The sequence below is a fragment of the Streptomyces atriruber genome, assembly GCF_001418325.1.
GTDB lineage: Bacteria > Actinomycetota > Actinomycetes > Streptomycetales > Streptomycetaceae > Streptomyces > Streptomyces atriruber.
This window is the reverse complement of record NZ_LIPN01000124.1, coordinates 36,395-54,263: the sequence shown is the minus strand read 5'-3', so window position 1 is coordinate 54,263 and position 17,869 is coordinate 36,395. Positions and strand designations below refer to the sequence as shown.

General features: G+C 68.5%; 11 protein-coding genes and 1 pseudogene. 6 read left to right on the top strand and 6 right to left on the bottom strand.

Features of this window, described 5'->3' with window-relative positions; translation table 11 throughout:
- Positions 1–70: 70 nt before the first annotated feature.
- A complete protein-coding gene (locus AOK03_RS14790; protein WP_055565704.1) occupies positions 71–4,510 on the bottom strand; it encodes a golvesin C-terminal-like domain-containing protein in 4,440 nt (1,479 codons plus the stop codon).
- Between the two features lie 437 nt (positions 4,511–4,947).
- Between AOK03_RS14790 and AOK03_RS14785 the strand changes: the two genes are divergently transcribed.
- The 4 genes from AOK03_RS14785 to AOK03_RS14770 all read left to right on the top strand — a co-directional run bounded on the left by AOK03_RS14785 (position 4,948) and on the right by AOK03_RS14770 (position 9,043).
- A complete protein-coding gene (locus tag AOK03_RS14785; RefSeq protein WP_055565703.1) occupies positions 4,948–5,670 on the top strand; it encodes a peptidase inhibitor family I36 protein in 723 nt (240 codons plus the stop codon).
- A 13-nt stretch (positions 5,671–5,683) separates the two neighbouring features.
- On the top strand, positions 5,684–6,124 hold the full coding sequence (locus AOK03_RS14780; protein ID WP_244177617.1) for a hypothetical protein: 441 nt from the start codon (positions 5,684–5,686) through the stop codon (positions 6,122–6,124).
- Positions 6,125–7,058: 934 nt separating this feature from the next.
- Positions 7,059–7,814, top strand: a complete 756-nt coding sequence (locus AOK03_RS14775; protein WP_055565702.1) for a DUF5131 family protein — start codon at positions 7,059–7,061, stop codon at positions 7,812–7,814.
- 101 nt (positions 7,815–7,915) lie between these two features.
- Positions 7,916–9,043: a three-Cys-motif partner protein TcmP gene (locus AOK03_RS14770; protein WP_055565701.1), complete on the top strand. Its 1,128-nt coding sequence runs from the start codon at positions 7,916–7,918 to the stop codon at positions 9,041–9,043.
- 1,364 nt (positions 9,044–10,407) lie between these two features.
- On the opposite strand, the gene AOK03_RS41880 is transcribed toward AOK03_RS14770, so the two are convergent.
- Positions 10,408–10,584, bottom strand: a complete 177-nt coding sequence (locus AOK03_RS41880; RefSeq protein WP_157868949.1) for a hypothetical protein — start codon at positions 10,582–10,584, stop codon at positions 10,408–10,410.
- 465 nt (positions 10,585–11,049) lie between these two features.
- On the opposite strand from AOK03_RS41880, the pseudogene AOK03_RS40840 reads away from it, so the two are divergent.
- A pseudogene (locus AOK03_RS40840) lies at positions 11,050–11,313 on the top strand (aldo/keto reductase); the annotation flags it as partial.
- Positions 11,314–11,529: 216 nt separating this feature from the next.
- On the opposite strand, the gene AOK03_RS14750 reads toward AOK03_RS40840, so the two are convergent.
- Entirely contained in the window at positions 11,530–12,741 is a 1,212-nt protein-coding gene (locus AOK03_RS14750) for a beta-ketoacyl-[acyl-carrier-protein] synthase family protein (protein ID WP_055565698.1), read from the bottom strand.
- Positions 12,729–12,995: an acyl carrier protein gene (locus AOK03_RS14745; RefSeq protein ID WP_055565697.1), complete on the bottom strand. Its 267-nt coding sequence runs from the start codon at positions 12,993–12,995 to the stop codon at positions 12,729–12,731. Before AOK03_RS14745 ends, AOK03_RS14750 begins: the two co-directional genes overlap by 13 nt.
- A 110-nt stretch (positions 12,996–13,105) precedes the next feature.
- On the opposite strand from AOK03_RS14745, the gene AOK03_RS14740 reads away from it, so the two are divergent.
- A complete protein-coding gene (locus AOK03_RS14740; protein WP_055565696.1) occupies positions 13,106–13,846 on the top strand; it encodes a 1-acyl-sn-glycerol-3-phosphate acyltransferase in 741 nt (246 codons plus the stop codon).
- A gap of 27 nt (positions 13,847–13,873) precedes the next feature.
- Here the strand turns inward: AOK03_RS14740 and AOK03_RS14735 are convergent, their stop codons facing one another.
- Positions 13,874–15,319, bottom strand: a complete 1,446-nt coding sequence (locus AOK03_RS14735) for a cytochrome P450 family protein (RefSeq protein ID WP_055565695.1) — start codon at positions 15,317–15,319, stop codon at positions 13,874–13,876.
- A gap of 38 nt (positions 15,320–15,357) precedes the next feature.
- Positions 15,358–16,758: an alpha/beta hydrolase family protein gene (locus AOK03_RS14730; RefSeq protein WP_055565694.1), complete on the bottom strand. Its 1,401-nt coding sequence runs from the start codon at positions 16,756–16,758 to the stop codon at positions 15,358–15,360.
- Positions 16,759–17,869: the final 1,111 nt, after the last annotated feature.

The following is a 17,869-nucleotide window of genomic DNA, read 5'->3' as shown; positions in this document are numbered from 1 at the left end:
GGGCCGGTCCGTCCCCTCTCTTCGTGCATCGGATCAGTCGGCGGTCATACGCTCACTCACCCACTCCGGGTCACCGGGTGAGGTTCTCGGTGAACTTGTTCGCCGGCTCGTCACAGTGCACCACACTGCCGGGACGGTTCCCCGGCCCGTCCCCAAGGAGCGGAACGGGGGCGTCCACGCCCCACGGATTGCCGCCGCTGCCCCGGTGGTAGGCGGAGCAGGAGGCGAAGGCGTTGCCGTTCGGCGCGGTGGCGGGGAAGTTGGAGAAGTTCCGCCAGTCGCCGCCGCTGATGCGGTGGTTCGACTTCCGGCCGAGGTTGTCGGTCAGCCGGTCGTCCACGTACAGATAGAGGTCCGGCATGTACGACTGGAAGACGATGCCGTCGGACGGGTTGGCGTCCTTGTTCTTCTGCAGGTGAGTCGGCTTCACGGAGCCGTCGGCGCAGAAGGCCGCGGCGATGTCCTGCCAGATCGGCGGAGCGTTGCCGATCATGGAGCCGAACATGTTGTTGTTCCACTTCCCGGTGTTCTTGAAGAACATCGAGTAGACGTCCCCGGCGAACCGCCGCACGGTGTGGTTGGTCTCCAGGTCGTTGTTGACCTGGTCCACCCACGCCTTGACGTTGTCGTTGACGGACTTGTGGCCGATCATCGCCCGGTAGCCGTGCACACCGCCGCCGACCCCGCGGAAGTCGACGCACTGCTTGGCGTCGTCCAGACGTGCGCCGCGGAAGTGCGGGAAGTACGCCTGACCAGGGGTGTCACCGTCCTTGTAGGGGTGGGACGTGTGGACGTTGCCGTACTCGAGCGCGTCCTGCGTGGTGTAGTCGATGTCCGGCGCCGGGATGCCGTAGTCCGCCTCGATCGCCTGCATGATGTCCGTGACGAAGTGCGGCAGGTGGGCGTTGCCGACGCGGGCGCGGTAGTCGGACCCCACGCTGCCGTCGACGATCTTCCCGTCCTCACCGACCACGAACGTCACGTTCACATCAGACTTGATCTTGTAGCTGTTCGGGTCCGCGTACGCCTTGGACGCGGGCGCGGCCGGGTCGGGCCGCTCGTTGGACATGGCCATCCAGCGCGGGATGGAGTGCGCGGGGGCGGAGCCGTCGGCGCGCGGCTTCCAGCCGCCCGCCTTGATCTCCTTGGCCCACTTGTCGGCCGCGTCCCACGTCTTCTGGCCCGTGCACTCGCCGACGGCCTTCGCCGAAGGGCAGCGCGCCTTGGAGGACATGCCGACGGCGTCGGCGCCCTCCGGGTTGTTCCACAGCGGACCGTGGTCGGCGAGGCCGAGACCCCAGTCGTAGAGCGCCTTCATCGACTGCACGGGCGAGTTGATCTCGGTCGACACCGGCCAGTTGGAGTTCAGCTCCTGGTTCGGGTCGAAGATCGCCGCGGCGGTCAGCGAGCGGTGCACGAACTTGCCCTTGATCGGCTTGAACGCCACGGAGTTCCAGGCGATGTCGCGGTCGGCGGTGCCTGTCTTCGTGTAGTTCGTGAGCTTCACCTTCGGCGTGCCCGTGAACTTGTAGGCGCCCAGCGGCACCCACTTGCCGTTGTTCGCGTTCTGGTCGACGACCCGCTCGTAGGGGCCGCCGGACGCGCCGCTGACGACGTACGTCGCGTGCCTGGTCTGCGCCCCGGTGTCGGGGACGTAGGCGTAGACGGCGGCGAGGTCGTACTTCTTGCCCGCCGTCCACTCGCCCTCGATCGTCATCCGGTTGCCGTCGCCGCCGAGGTGGTCCTCGTTACGGGTGTGGGTGTACCAGAAGTGGCCGCCGTGGCCGCCGCCGATGGAGTGCAGATCGGCCTTCGCCTCGTAATGCTTGTCCCAGTCAGGATGGAAGGTGAACCGGAACGAGCCCGTCGAGGACGCCTTGCCGCACGTGGACCAGGTCGGCGTTCCGTTGGGTACGGAGGCGACGACGTCGGAACCCGCGGGGGCGCCCCCGCACACCGGATCGCCGTTCTTCAGCCGGTAGCCGCGGCCCGGCTCGGAGCGCAGCGTGGCGTACTTGATGCTCTCGTGCCCGCACGTCTGGTCGCAGTCGGGCTTCCATTCCGCCTTCTCCTGCGTCCACCAGAACTGCCGGTAGCAGGCCTCGTCCGGGCAGTCGACCGGGTTGGCCGGGTCGCAGTTGTTCTTCTTGTTGCAGAACGTGTCCAGCGGCGGGCTGACACGGGACCGGTCGGCGATGCTCGCCCACCACGCGGGACGGAACCCGGCGGTGTTGAAGCCGGACTCGCCCTTCCAGTCCTGCTTGCCGTCCGTGCCGTAGGAGAAGCCGGTGTCGATGGACCAGGCGGACCAGCCCATCACCTTCTCCTCGTACGGCCAGTCCTGCGGGTGCGCCGCGTCACGGATGTTGTTCGCGTTGAGGCTGACATCCATGAACGGGTGGTCCCAGGCACCCTTCTTGTACATGGGGTTGGCCGGGTTGTTGTACCAGCCGAGGCCCCAGTGTCCGCCGTTCTTGCCCGACTCCGACTTGGGGTTGAAGCCGAGGTTGTAGTTCCAGGCGGCGGTGAACCAGTTCTCCATGCGGGACGGATCGTCGTTGTTGACCGTGATCTTCTGCCCGTCCTTGTGCACCTCGTTCCACTTGTCGGCGAGGATCTTCATGGAGGCGGCGATGTTGGTCGCGTAGTCGACCGCGATGACCTTCTGCAGCTTCGGGTCGAGGCTCGTCTCGTCCTTCTTCTCGTGCCCCTTCAGGCGCATGCCGTCGGTGACCTGGCCGACGCCGTAACCGCAGTCGGACTTGTCCCAGTTGATGCGCCAGTAGCCGAGGAGCGTGTCCTTCGCCTTGTGGCCGTAGTAGCCGTCCACGGCGGCCAGCGGATTGCCCATCTGGCCGGGGATCGCGCCGGACTCGGCCTGCCACAGGTTGGACTCCTGCGCCAGGATGCCGAGGAGCACGCTCGCCGGGATCCGGCCGCCCCCGTTCAGCTTCGGCAGCGGGAACAGGCCCTGCGGGTCGATCGTACCGAGCCCCGCCTGGCCCCGGTAGTCGCCCTGACGGATCCACTTGGCGCGCAGCTCACCGCGTACGGCCATGTCCACCGCCCACTCCACCTGGTTCGGCGTCGGCTGCAACGCCTGGGCACTCATGTCGTTGCGCGAGACGGAGCACCAGCGGTCGGTGTCGACGGGATCGTGCGAGACGGGCGCGGACGCGGCCGCGGTCTTGACGGCCGAGGCGCGGGTCAGCGTGCGCGGCTTGTTGTCGCCGGTCAGGGCGGGAGAGAGACCCGCGGTGGTGCGCGGCCGCGCCGACTCGACCCGCTGCTCGACCTCCTCGCCGGTGGTCGTCGCGGTCGACGTCACGGTGATGGTGGTCTCGTCGTCCGCGGTGCCCGGGGCCTGGCCGGAGCGCGAACGCACGCCCGCCTCGGGCTCGTTCGCCTTGTCGAAGCCCTTGCCCGCCCCCTTGATGCGGGTCAGTCCGGCGCGGACGCCGGGGGTGAGGACGGGCGCGACGGCGAGCCGGCCGTGCGAGGAGAGGTCGGTGTCGGCGGGCGCGTCGACCCGAGTGACCCCGCTGTCCCGCAGCCGTACGTCCTTGGCCTCGCCGGTCAGGAACGTGCGGCCCCGCGCGCCGGTTTCGAGGCCCAGTTCGCCGAGGCGTCCGGTGGCGATCGTGCGGGGCTCGCCGTGCCCGTCGTACACCTTCGCCTGCGCCGTCTTCGTGCCCTTGCGGTCCACGAAGCCGACGCGGTCGCCGCCCATGGGGCGGATGTCGAAGGGAACGCTGTCGCCCTCGGCGACCTTGCGGATCCTGCCCTTGCCGTCGACGTGGACGAGGTCGCGGCCGAGACCGGCGACCACACCGTCCTTCACAGGCGCCGCCGACGACACCTGGCCGCGCAGCTCACCGGTCTTGGCGACGGTCCTGCCCGCCGTGTCCACCGTGATCACCTGTGTCTTCACCTGCGACACGTCGTTCATGTCGCGGTACTGGGTGAAGGCCGCGGTGCGCGTGGTGGTGTTACAGGTCGGGTCGAAGTAGGCGAGGGTGCCGGTGAACGGCAGCTTCGTCACGTCCCCCGTCCTCGTGTTCACGATCGCGGTGAACGCGCCGCCCTGCATCAGGTCCGGCTTGTTGGTGAACGCGCGCGGCGCGTACACGGCGGCGACATGGGAGTCGTCCATGACGCACTGGTTGCCGATCCACGAATCGGCGGGCATTCCGGGCTCGTTGAGGACGGCGGCGGTCTTCCACGCGTACGCCTCGTCCGACGCGGCGGCGAGAATGCGCAGTCCCTCGGAGTCGGCGGCGGCGGTGACGGCCCGGTCCTTCGAGGTGTCCCAGTCCTTGCCGAGCTTCTCGTCGGGGTCGGCGACGGCACCCGAACCGGGTCCGTCAGCTGCCGACTTCGGCTGGGAGGCGACGGTCGTGCCGTCGGGTGCGGCGTGGGCCGTGCCGGTCTGGATCAGCCCGGCCAGGACCGCGGCGGCGGCGAGGCCCGCGATCCCGGCGCGTGCCGGTCTCCGTATGTGCGATGTCAACTCATGCTCTTCCTCTCACAGTTGGCGCATGGCAAAGCCGCACCAATGGCGTGATACGGGTTTTCTCCCGTGTTGTCGGTGCGTTGCCGGTCAAGCTGTGAGGTGTGGGGGAAATGGGATTGATCATCGTAAGGCGTGGATAAGGGCGGCTGTAAACCGGGCGCCACGAGGGACATATGAGGACTCGTCACCACGTGACGCCAGGTCACGAGGTGCTTGACCGCGCCGTGAGTCGATCTTGATGGGGCTGTTATCCCTCGCCGTACAACCATGCTTAACGCCACAGATGGGGTGGGTAGAACTTGTCGGCTTTAAGCGGATTCATCCGCTAGATCGGTGCACACTCCATGCAATACGTTCCTTGATCGGATCCGCGCTCCGGAGAACCCGGAACTCCGTGGGTCCGCTCGAACATGACGTCTTTCTGGGGAACACCCGTGCACATCAGCGCCCGCACCACCATGGCCGCCGCCACCCTCGCCCTCGCGACCGCAGGCATCACCGCCGCTCCGGCCTTCGCCGACAGCTCCCTCCCCGAGGTCCCCGGCGCCGTCTCCGGCACCGCGACCGCCGAAGAGGAGGCGCAGGTCCACCAGGAGGTGGAGAACGCGCCGAAGGTCGAGATGTACTACCACGGGGAGAAGATCGACTCCCGGTCCGACGACCTCGGCGGCGCGCAGGTCTGCGCCGAGGTGTCGCAGGACGGCACGATGGAGTGCTTCGACGACCAGGCCGAGGCCGACGCCTACCTCGCCGAGCACGCGCCGACCCCGCAGGCGCGCGAGGGCGCAGCCGCCCAGAGCGCCCCGAAAACGGCGCGGGCCGCCACCGCCCTGCGCAGCAGCTGGCTGGACTGCCCCAAGAGCTGGGTGTGCCTGTGGCAGGACGCGGACTTCAAGGGCCGTCGCCTGCAGTGGCCGACGTACGACACCGCAAAGACCCGCCACCTGGACCAGTACAGCCCGAGCTTCCGGGACAAGGCGTCCTCCGCGTACGTCAACCGCCCCCAGCGCGGTGTGGAGCTGTACGACTTCCGCTCCGGCATGCCCGACCCGCACCTCTTCCTCGGGGCCGGATACACCCGGTACCCGAACTTCAAGAAGATTTCCTACGCTTACGGTGGTAACTGGAACGACAAGGCCGACGCGATCAAGTTCTGAGAGGGAGGAGCGCATGATGCACCCCCGGCTGATCCGATCCGCGGCGCTCGCCCTTGGCGCGTGCGTCGCCATCGGCCTCACGAGTGGCTGCGAGTGGACCGACACGACGGCCCAGGGCACCGCCACCGAGCAGGAGACCCTGCCGCCCGACGCCGACAAGAAGCAGTCGAGGAAGAACGCCGACGACTTCCGCGCGTGGGTCGAGGCCAACGGCACCCAGGAGCAGAAGAAGGCGGCGTCCCGCGTACGGCGCGTCATCGGCGAGTGGGACGACAGAACCGGCAACGCCTACATCTCCACCGACATCAACGGTGGGACAACGCCGGTCAAGGAGCCCCTGGCCACCGCACGCGCGCTCACCGCGGCCTTCGACGACTGGAAGGACTCCAAGGAGGGCTACGTCTCGGTGTACGACGTCTTCGGCAACGCCCTCGTCACCAACGAGGAGTTCTGAGCCGCTGAGTTCCGAGCTGAAGAGTTCTGAGCTGATGCGGAGTCGGGGCACGGCGCGCCCAGTGCGACGTGCCCCGGTCCGTACAAGGTCGGCGAGTTGGGCGACGCGGTGGCGGGTGGCTTCCTCGGTCATGGTGACGTCGAAGACGAGTCCCTCTTGCCCCCCCCGGCACAGCGTACGGCGTCGTCCCGCCCTCCTGGATCGGCGCGGGCTTCCAGTGGCGCTCTCTCCATCCGCGCCGGGCCTGATGCTGACGGCACCCGTGACGAGGCATACGCGCGGAGGCGTCGGACCATCGGACACCCCAACCAAGCCGAAGAGCGTTCTCCTACCGACTTCTCTGCCACGGCCGACCAACCGTCGAAGAGGAGCAGCAGGTCTTCCTTGCCCCGCGACGGCCTACCCCTCAGACATCGCCCCCGTCCGGTGGCTGCCCCCGATGACTTCACCCTGCCTCTGCGCGCTGGCCTGTGGCAATGCCTGACCGCCCTGGCTCGCCGCCCGAGCCCGTCGACCCCCTCACGGTGCCGTGGGAAGCGCAGCAGTGTGAACTGCTGGATGATGGAGGTGTACTGGGCGAGGTCCTGCGCATGCCTGGCCCACCAGCCGGGACTGACTGCTATTCGACGGCGACTTCCAGCACCGACAGCGCATGCGCGGACAAGTATTGTGTCGACGGGCCTGCGCGGAGGGCCTGGTACTTCTCGCGGTCGAAACCAGGCGGACAGCTGGCTGTCGAGCACACCGCTGTTGACCGAGCTCAACCCCAGATCGAACCTCGATCCCAAGACCCCCTTCTCAGCACGCGTGTTCGACGTGAAGGATGGGGGCGATCGCGTGCCAGTTCGGCACGCCGCTCGTTATGCAGCGCAGTCGATGCGCCGGGCGGGACAAGCGCTGATGGCTCTTGTCCACCCGCTACGGGAGGGGACCCATGGGCGATCGCAGCACCATCGAGTGGACTGAGGCGACGTGGAATCCCACCACAGGATGCGACCGGATCTCTGCCGGGTGCGACAACTGCTACGCCCTGACGTTATCCAGGCGCCTGAAGGCGATGGGGGTCGCGAAGTACCAGGCGGACGGTGATCCCAGGACATCCGGCCCAGGTTTCGGTCTCACGCCGCATCCAGACGCGCTGGCCGTTCCCCGTCAGTGGAAAGCGCCGCGGATGGTCTTCGTCAACTCCATGAGCGATCTCTTCCACGCGAAGGTCCCCCTGGACTTCGTTCGACAGGTCTTCCAGGTGATCACCGAGACGCCTCAGCACACCTACCAGCTACTCACCAAACGGGCCCGCAGACTGCGACGCGTGGCCGGCGAACTCGACTGGCCGCCCAACCTGTGGATGGGCGTCTCCGTCGAAAGCGCGGAGCACCTCGATCGCGTCGCCGACCTGCGACACGTTCCCGCCGCCGTGCGCTTCCTGTCCTGTGAACCACTCCTCGGCCCACTGACCGGCCTGCGCCTGGACGGCATCGGCTGGGTGATCGCCGGAGGGGAGTCCGGGCCCCACCACCGCCCCGTCCAGGAAGAGTGGCTGGTAGACATCCGCGATGCCTGCAACAGCGCCGACGTGCCCTTCTTCTTCAAACAGTGGGGGGGCCGCACGCCGAAGTCCGGGGGTCGCGAACTCGATGGAGCGATCTGGGGCGAAATGCCTCCCCGCCTTCCTGTGGCAGCTCATTAACGGCCAACGTCCAGCAGCACGCCGTACGCACTCTGGTGGCATATATCAACGATGTGTGACCCTCTCCCCGGCGGGGCCGGCGGAAGCAAGGGGGAGCGGTCGTGGCCGTACCGAAGGAAGCCGTGTGGGAACGTGATCCGCACACGGCGGCTAAACACGACTTACTGCAGCAGTACTTGAAGGCATGGGCGCCGATTCTGCTGTCACGGCACGACGTGATCAGCTACGCGGAAGGGTTCGCGGGAGCCGGCGTCTACAAACGGGGCGAGCCCGGCTCCCCCGTCATCGCGTACGAGGTCTTCGCCGACGCTCTGCGCAGGTTCCCGAAACACATGCGTGTGATCCTCATGGAAGAAGACGCACGGCGCGTCAAGGAATTACAGCACCAGATGGAACTCGCCCGCTCCCGGCAGACGGACAGCATCGCCCAGCGAGTGGCAGTGGACATACGTCACGGAGACTTCCATCCAGCTCTCCTGCAGAAGCTGCGGAACACCGGAACGTTAGGGAAACCCCTGTTCGTCCTGATCGACAGTTTCGGCGGCCCCGACATCCCTTTCTCCCTCCTGCAGGAGTTGGGACGTCACCCCAGCACCGAAGTGATGGTGACCTTTGAACCCGCCTTTCTCACGCGATTCGCCGAGACCCACGACGGCCACCGCCAACTCGGGGACGCAGCCTTCGGCAGCCAGGAGTGGCAAGCCGTATACCACCAGCCTTCCGCGCACAATTTCACCTTCCTGCGCGAGCAGTACCGAGCCACACTCCGCCAGGCCGGCTTCACACACACGCTGTACTTCGAAATGATCGACGAGGGGAACAGGAAGCTATACCTGATCTTCGGTACCCGGCACGAACTGGGGCTGGAGAAGATGAAGGACGCCATGTGGAAGGTGGACCCTTCCTACGGCGTCCGCTACCGCGACCCCAGGGACACCCAACAACAGATGCTCGAGCTCGTCTTCGAGCCTGATACCGCTCCGCTCCGTCGGATCCTGCACGAATTCATCTCCGGATCTCCCGACGGACGCACAATCCCGGAACTCAAGCGATACGCCCTCTTGGAAACCGTCTACCGGCCCGCCCAAGTGATCGCCGCCGTCCGGCAGCTCCGCGACGCGGGCGCAGTGACGACAGAACCTCGTGCCATCAACGCCAAGACGCAAGTGCGCCCGGCCGCGGCACCTCAGCCTTCCAGTCCGTCAGCCGAGCAGGACGCCCTCTGGTAAGCAGACCCCGGCAGCCTTTTGGCCAACCACACGATGACCTCGCCAGAACACCCCGACGAGGCCCGTCGCCTCACGCTCCGCCTACGCAGAACCGCCGTCGAACCGGGGCCGCCAGAAGCGCCTCACGTGTCACGTTCCTGTCACGAACACCATCGGCACACCCGGACCACAATGAGCTCCACCTGCGTGAACAGCATCGATTCAGACTACGTGGATTTCAGAAGACGGTTCCGCCCACCTGTGCCGTGTGGTCCCGCGCGGCCCTCTCGTCTGCACAGCAAACCGCACACCAAGATCCGGACCAGGAGCGGACCAACTCGGCTCTGTAACAGGCAATCCCGCCTTTAGCTGCAGGTCAGAGGAGCGAGCGAGCGTGTACCACCAGCAGACCAAGAACCTCCTGGTGTCGTACTCACCGAAGAAGCTCGGCTTCTTCTAGAGGCACACGAGAAGGCGCCTGCACTGGGCTTTTACCCGTCAGGCGCCTTCCGTTCGGCCTATGCAGAACAGGGTCCGGTTCACGGCTTAACTCCCAGCTCCTCCCGCCGCTACCCCGCTCCTGACCAGCTGTTCCGGTCTATTTCCGGTCCAAGTCCTCCAGGCTCAGCCCGCAGACGCCCCGCCCTGGCTGACGCGGTCCCACTCCTCCATGGACTCCTCGATGAGCCGGTTGGCCTGCTCCCGGACGCCGTCCAGAAACTTGGCGTAGTGACGGAAGAGGACCTCGATGCTCTGGCCCGCCCGGCGCGCCGGAGGTCGTAGGGACGCTTGGCCAGCCCGGAGGCGAGTTCCGTGCGGGTCAGGACGTACTTCCGTGCGCGCGCCCATGTCGTGCCATAGGCGGCTGCGTCCACGTAGTTGCCCGCCTGGTTCCGGAACAGCCTGCCATCCGGCGCCACCCCGAACCGATCGACGTGAGCCAGGAGGATGCGCACGAACCGCGGCGGGATGGGCACCGGGCGGGTCGCTGTCGCCGCGCGACGCTTGAGCGAATGAATCTCGTGCACCGCGCCGTCATCCGTCCACTCCTTCCCCGCGATGACGACACCGCCCGACAGATTGAGCATCCCCCACCCCGTCTCGGGCAGATGGCCCTGGTCGAGCCGGAGGTGAATGACCTCCGCTGGCCGCATCGCCGCGAAGTACATGCAGCCGAAGAACGCCTCCAGGTGAGGGCCTCGCCGGGGCAACTGGGCAACCGCCGCGAGCAGCCGGGTGACCTGTGCCGGGTTGGGAACCGCAGCCGGGTCCGCCTCCTCGTTAACCGCCGGAGCCTTCCACCTGAGCCCGTTGAGCGGATTCGCTGCGAAGTGCCCCTTCTCGACTGCGGTGTTGAGTACCTCATCGAACGCGGCCCTCTTACGTCATGCCGTCTTGGCCGCGGCCGCCTTTCCGTCCACCTTGCGACACAGGGCGTCCAGCGCCCGTCGCAGCACATCGACTTCCGCGAGGGCACTGACCAGCAAGGAGTTTCGCTTGAGCCAGTCCAGGGCTTTCCGCCACTCCTCGGTCAGCTCCTCGGCCCATGCGTTCTTGTTCAATGCCCACGAGTACAAGGCGCGCCGCAGCACCCGCGGCTCCGAATACGTTGCGCCAGGGCGCACCAGCGCACGCGTGATGGTGGCGAAAGCGTCAGCCAGGGTGCGACGGGTGTTGCCCGGGGTACGGTCCCACCGTTGGTCGATGTATTCGTGGGCAAGGTCGTACCACGTCGTGCGCTGTTCGATGGCTCGCAGCTCGGACGCCGGCAGTCCCCTCTGCTCGTCGGGCCGTCTACACAGTGTCCGGGCTCTATGGCCGCCTGTTGCCGGTGGACCGTTTCACCCTCACCCTGACCTGCGGGCGGGGCCGGTCCTTCGGCTGGATTTCGAGCGCGCTCCACGTCTTAGTTTCAGAGGCATTCGTCAGCCCTCGAGGTACCGCCCGGTCCGCCGGGCAGGAGGAGTGTCCGCGCATGATCACCCGAACGAACCACGCTCGGCTCGCCCGGTCTCACCGTCAGCGCGATGGGCCTGGGGTGCATGGGGATGAGCGAGAGCTACGGCGCCGCCGACTGGGACGGCGGCCTGGCCACCATCGACCGGGCCCTGGAGCTGGGCATCACGTTCCTGGACACCGCCGACGCCTACGGCACCGGGCACAACGAGGTGCTGGTGGGCCGGGCCATCCACGGCCGCCGGGACCAGGTGCAGCTGGCCACCAAATTCGGCATCGACCGCAGCGCCGGCGACCGGGCACGCCGCATCCGCGGTGCCCGGCTTCAGGTACTTCCCCAACTGCCGCTGGTACGGCCCGGCACCGCGCCGGGGTCTGTGCGCTTGCCGCCTTCGCGGGAAGGAACGTCACGCCGACGGCGAGCGCCAGACCGACCGCGGCGGCGGCCCGCGTCGAACGCTGCTGAAGCGATGATGCGGCGCCGCCGCCTCGGGTGCAGCGGACCGTAGGCCGATCAGGAATGCGCGCTCACCCCGTCGGCCGACGCCGCGTCACGCCTTCGCGAGGACCACGACCGCGTTGTGTCCGCCGAAGCCGAAGGAGTTGCTGACCGCGAAGGCGATCTCCTGCTGGCGGGGCGCCCCGGTGACGAGGTCGATGGCGAAGGCCGGGTCGGGCTCACGCAGCCCGGCGACGGGCGGGACCATGTCCGTACGCAACGCGAGCACGGTCAGGACGGCTTCGATCGCGCCGGCCGCGCCCAAGGTATGGCCCAGGGCACCCTTGGCGGAGGTCACCGTGGGGGCGTGGGGAAAGAAGCGTGCCAGGAGGGCTGCTTCCACCGCGTCGCCGCGAGGCGTGGATGTGCCGTGTGCGTTGACGTGGTCGACTTCGCCCGGGCTGATGCCCGCCTCCACGAGCGCCTCCCGTAGAGCCCGTTCGGCCCCCTGCCCTTGGGGATGCGGCGCGACTAGGTGGTGGGCATCGGTGGTGGCTGCGAAACCGATGAAGCGTGCCAGGTGCGGAGCGGAGCGGGCGGCCGCGTGCTCGCCCCGTTCGAGGACGAGGGCCCCCGCGCCCTCGGCGATGACGAATCCGTCGCGGTCGGTGTCGAACGGGCGTGAGCTCCGGTCGGACAACGCGCCCAGCTGGGTGAAGCCCGTCACGACGGACGGGGTGACAGCGGCGTCGGCACCGCACACGACGGCGATGTCGCACTGGCCCGAGGTGAGCAGATCACGGGCCGTGCCGAGGGCGGTGGCACCGGAGGCACACGCGGTCGCGACGTTCAGAGTGGGGCCCAGCACGCCCAGGTGCAGGGCGATGGTGGCGGACACCATGTTGATGAGATAGCCGGTGAGGAAGTACGGCGACACACTCGTCGGGCCGCCGGCGGTGAACCTCTCGGCGGCGACGTTCGCGGTGTGCATGCCGCCCAGAGAGCAGCCCGTGACGACGGCCACGCGGGTGGGGTCCCAGTCGGCGGGATCGAGTTTGGCCCGTTCCAGCGCTTGGGTGACGGCGGTCAGGCCCATGCGTGCGCAAGGGTCGGGCCGCAGGGTGGGGCTGAGCTTCGGCGCCGAGTCCGCGAGGTCCGCGCGGCAGCTCAAGGAGACGGGGAGATCCCGCAGTTCCGGATCCCGGCGGGCCGTGGCGCGCCCCTCGCGCACGGCGTCCCAGGTGGATTCCACGTCGTTGCCCGCCGCCGTGACCAGGCCGATCCCGGTCACGACGACGTCGGTCCCTGGGCTCACCGTGCGCATCCCTGGTCGACGCGTGCGGTGAACTCGCCGAAGGTGAGTGTGCGCAGCTCGTCCTCGGTGGCAGCGATGCCCAGTTCGTCCTTGAGCGCGATGGCCATCTCCACGATCATCAGCGAATCGACGAGCAGGTCGGTCATCGGGGTCTCTGCTCTGATGGTGGCCGGGTCGGCCTGGAACTTGTCGACGATCAGGTCCGCGATGAGGTCCGTGGACCTGGCTGTCTTGATCGGAGGCGGTGTGGCGGACGAATTCATGGCGCCTTCCCTGAAGAGATGGACCCGGGCTCGGGCCGACACTCAAGGGGACCACCTGGTTGGCTTTCGCGATATTGCGGTAACCCATTTTCGGTAGAAAGTGGGATCTTATGGAGGAACCGAATCCCAGGTCGCTCGACACGATCGCCACCGACGCCTTGAGCAGCGTGCTCGAATGGCTGGCCAGCGACTATCTGCGGGTCGAGGTGTCCGGGTTGGACAACATTCCGGAGTGCAGTCCCGCCATGCTGATCGCCAATCATTCAGGGGCCTGGGGCCTGGACGCGTTCGTGCTGCACAATCTGCTGCACCGGGAATTGCGGCGCCCCGTGTACTTCCACGCCTCCCCCATCGTCTTCCGGCTGCCTCCGGTGGCCTCCTACGCGCGGCAGCACGGCGCTTTCGCCGATGACCCGACGCTGGGCAGTGACCGGCTGACCGAGGGCCACCTCGTGGGGGTCTTCCCTGAGGGACTCGACGGGGTCGGCAAGCCCTTCTCCCAGCGCTACCGTCTGCGTCCCTTCAGCCCCGGATTCGCGGTGACCGCCATGCGGACGCAGGTACCTGTCATCCCGGTGTCGATCGTGGGAGCCGAGGAGACGTATCCCAAGCTGGGCAGCATCGCGTCACTGGCCCGCCGCTTCGACCTGCCCTACTTCCCCGTCACCACGCTCCTGCCGCTCCCGGCGAAGTGGCGGATCACCGTCGGAGAACCAGTGCCCGCCCCTGCCTCCAGCGATACCTTCGCCGAACGCTCCGCCGCCACACGCCGGTTGTGCGACGAGGTCTGGTTCACCGTGCAGGGGATGGTCGACCGCGACGTGCGCCGACGGACGACCGCCTTCTGGTGACGGTCTCCGCCCGGCCTGGCCGAAGGACTACCTCTCCATCCACTGTGCGGCACGGCGTACATCTTCGGCAGCGCGGGCGCAGCGTTCCGCATGGGCCAGCAGCGTCATCCGGCACTGCTCGCCGAAGGCGTTGTGGTTCCATTCGGGCTGCCTCGCGCAGTCCGCCAGTTGCCGGGCCTGCTCGTCGAGACTGCGGGCACTGTCGTGGGCAAGTGCGGCGTGATGAGCGGACCTTCCGCCTCCCACGCTGGGTGTGAACGCGGCCGTTCCCGGTGCGAGGACTCCGCTGCCCGCGCGCGGGTCGGTGTCCGGGAGGGCGAGGTCGAGCGAGTCGGCGTGGAGATCGGCGGGCGGGGCGCCGGGGTCGATCCGCGGGGCGTGTACGACGGGTTCGGCGTGCCGGAGCACGGCGCGGGTGACCTCCGTCGCGGCCAGGACGGCGAGTTCGGCGGCGGCGCAGGGCACCGGTGCGGCACACAGCGAGGCCGAGGGTCCGTCATCTCCGTGCCCGTGCTCCTGGTCCAAGTCGCGCAGCCAGGCGGCCGCGTACAGGATGTCGGTGCCGGAATCGATGCCCATGCCGCGCCACCGGAAGGGAGCGCACACCTCGTGCACGGTGGCGGAGAGCGGCGGGTAGCGGCGCAGCGCCGAGGACACCGCCTGCTCGCCGCGGTCGGTGGCAGGAGCGACCGGGAGTACCGAGGCGAGCGCCAGAGCCTGGAACACCGTGTCGGTCAGTGCTCGGGTGACGGTCTCCAGGGCGTGCGCGACCACACCCTGCCTGGTGTCGTCGTCCGGCACTGCGGCCACGAGTGACCCCGGGTCCGGATCGTGGACGTAAAGGCCGAGGCGACGGCGCAACGCGGCCAGACGAGCGGCGTGCTCAGTGGAGTCCGCGGCATGCGCCGTCAGGTCCAGGATGTCGCTGACGAGCGTGTCGTCGGCGGCCTTGTCACCGAGCACGATCCGCCGCGCGACGCGTCGGGCGACGGCGCACCAGTCGGCGTGTTCCAGGCGGTCGCCCGGGCCGCGCGTTCCGAGGAGTTCCAGGGCGGCGTCGGCCGCGGTCGACCGTGCCCGCGCGTTCAGGGCGGCCAGCGCAATGGGCAACGGGACGTGCGGCGTCAGGCGCAGGCGGTGGCCGCGGGCGGTCACTCCGGTGACGGTGCCGCGGACCCCGGCCTCCTCCGCCTCGCCGATCAGGCTCCGGGCGTCCTCGGCGGTCAGCGGGGTCACGAATGTGCCGAACGCGGTGCGCAGCAACAGCGGACGGCTGCGCGCGGTGCGCCGCAGTTGGGCGAGGACCTGGCGCGTCAGATACCGCCGGGTGAACATCCGCAGGCCCAGTGCCCGCGCCGGGGCATCGATCCAGGAGATGCGCTCGGCGGCGATGGCCGCGCTGAACAAGGCGTTCTCCAAAGGCCACGCCGTGGCGGGCCGAAGCGGTGCGGTGGTGGTGTCGCCGGCCTTCATCGCCTGTCTCCTCGGTCGTGCGTACGGGGCATGGCGGGTCACTTGTCCAGGAGCAGATAGGGCTGGTTGCCGACGATCTCGCCGTCGTACGCGGTGATCAGTTCGTTCACCCGTGCGCGGTGTCGAGCTTGGCTGGTGCGCAGCGTGGCGGCGTACGCCTGGGGGGCGTGCGACAGCGGGTAGTCGTACGTCTCGTCCAGCCACGCGAGCTCCACCCACCCGCCGGGGAGGCGGGTGGCCGAGGCCGGTCCACGACCGTCGAGGCCGGGGATCACATCGTGTTTGTTGACGAGACTGACCACTTGGACGGCGGGATCGACCGGGCGCTTGGTGTCGATGGGTGACCCGACGCCGATCACATGGGTGAGCCGGTAGCGGGACACGAAGGAGACGTCGGAGGCCAGGTTCATGGCGGCGATGCCACCGAGACTGTGCCCGACGATCATGAGCTCGGCGCCTTCGGGCACCCCCGCGCGTACGAGGAGGGAGGTGATGGCTCGGGTGTACGTGGTGTCGATGCGCAGCAGGTTGTCGAAGGCCCCGGCAAGGTCCTGGGGGGTGCTGTTCCTGAGCCGTCCGAAGCTGGTGCCCGGCAGCAGCAGGACGTACCGTTCCGCTCCGTCGGCGCACTCGATCCGCCGCAGGAGTGCGAGGCCGTGGTTGCCGAGGGCGGAAATGTCGTCGATGTAGCTGACGATCTCGTTGCCGGAGCGGGCCAGCACCCGGGCGAGGAGGGCGTCGCCCTCGGCCCGTTCGGCCCGTCCCGGGCCTTGGCTGAAGCGCTCGATCAGTGCACGCGGCAGGCCCAGCAACGGTTCGGTGGTGGGCACGCCTCCGGCGAGCGTCACCCAGGCGAAGCTGTCGTTGGTCGGGTTCTCGTCCAGGAGCGCGAGGAGCGCGAGCAGCTCCATGATCACGGGGCTGATCGTGGTGAGCGTGCGCGTGACGCCGTGCAGCCGCACCAGCTCCCTGGCGGCACGCAGCATCGCCGTTCTGCGGCCGGCCACGGCCGCGTCGGTGAGCCGTTTGGCGGCAGGCGTGGCCAGGTTGGGATGCTCGGCGGCGGCCGCCTCTATGCGCAGGGCGAACGCGTCGGCCGCCATCGTCACGGCGGCGGCTCTGCGGCGCGTGACAGTGCCCATGGAACGGAGGACCTCGCCGACCGGGCCGCCGTTGACAGCGAATCCGAGGCCCGCGGAATTGGTCACGGCGCGCCCTGCGGCCAGGGCCGCGCCCATCCCCCACAGCGGTCGGCGCACCGCCTGCATCCCGAGCTTCCAGCTGGAGCAGGCCGCGGTCAGTTCCGCTCCGGCTCTCCGCGCCGCCAGCGCGGCATCCGCCAGGAGAACCGACGCCTCCACCAGCGCGTCGGTATCGAGGGGTCGGCGTGAGCCGGCGGGTATCCGGTCGGCCGCCTCGGCTGCTGTGTCGACTGTCATCTCGCCCGCCTCGCTCGAAGGTGTCCGGATGCCGGGCCCGGTCCGCCCGGTACCGCCACCCCTTCTCAGTACAACCGGCGCACCACCTGACAGCAGGGGGTCGAGAGCCGTTCGGGTGTATCGCGCAGCGGTCGCGGTGGCCCACAGCCCGCCCCCGGACCAACATCCTGGTGTGACGATCGGTCCGCGCAAGGGGCGGCACTGCCCTCACCGGCGGTCGTTGACGGAGCCGACGCAGCGGGGTCCGCGCTCCTCGGGCAGCAGCCTCCGGGAGGGGGCCGAGCCACTGCTCGTGCCCCCTCCGGCGCAGTCGATGCCTCCCTGCGATGTTCTTCAAGCGTACGTATGGCAGTCGTCCGCTGAAGCTGACAACGCTCGCTTCCTCGGCCACTTCGGGTCGTTGGGCGGGACATGGACGACGTGCACACCGCCCCGGCCACGGAGAGCTCAGGCTCCCTCCTGACCGGCGCCTACTGGCTCTCTTCGCCCCTGCATGAGGAAAAGGAGTGCATGTGGTGTGTACACATGCTGCGTGCCGCCGCCCAGAGGCGAAGGGCCGGGGCGGCGAGGTCGGTCCCCGGGACCCCGGCCAACCTCTCACCTACTGGCGGCTCGCGGAGCCTGTGACACGTTCTTCGTCGGGCACTGCCTAAAGCCAGCTGGCGCGGATACTGGTCACCGCTCCCGCCTCCGTGGCGCCCCTGGGGTGGCCGAAGTCGCCGGACCACACCCGCTCCAGCAGCCGGCGCAAGGTGTCCACCACCTCAGGTGCCGCCGCACAATGGCTTTCCGCATCCTCTGACGAGGTTTCTTCCGGAGAGGCGCCGGTACCGTCAACAGGGCGGAGGCATCGGTGAGCTTGCCGGTCAGCCACGACAGCGGATCATCGGACAGCTTCTGGGCGAAGGCTCGCGGGCCGGGTTCCCATCCGACGATGTCGGGATGATGGTGAGTGCGGTCGAAGGTGCCCGGCGTGGCATTCACGTCCTGGCGGAGATCCACCCGCCATAGCGGGCGGCCTATCGTGATGGGGCGTGCCGAGTAGAGGGAGCCGTGCCCACTTCGCGGCCAAGGGTAGCCCTCACGACCGGGGCAGCGGACAGCGCCGGGG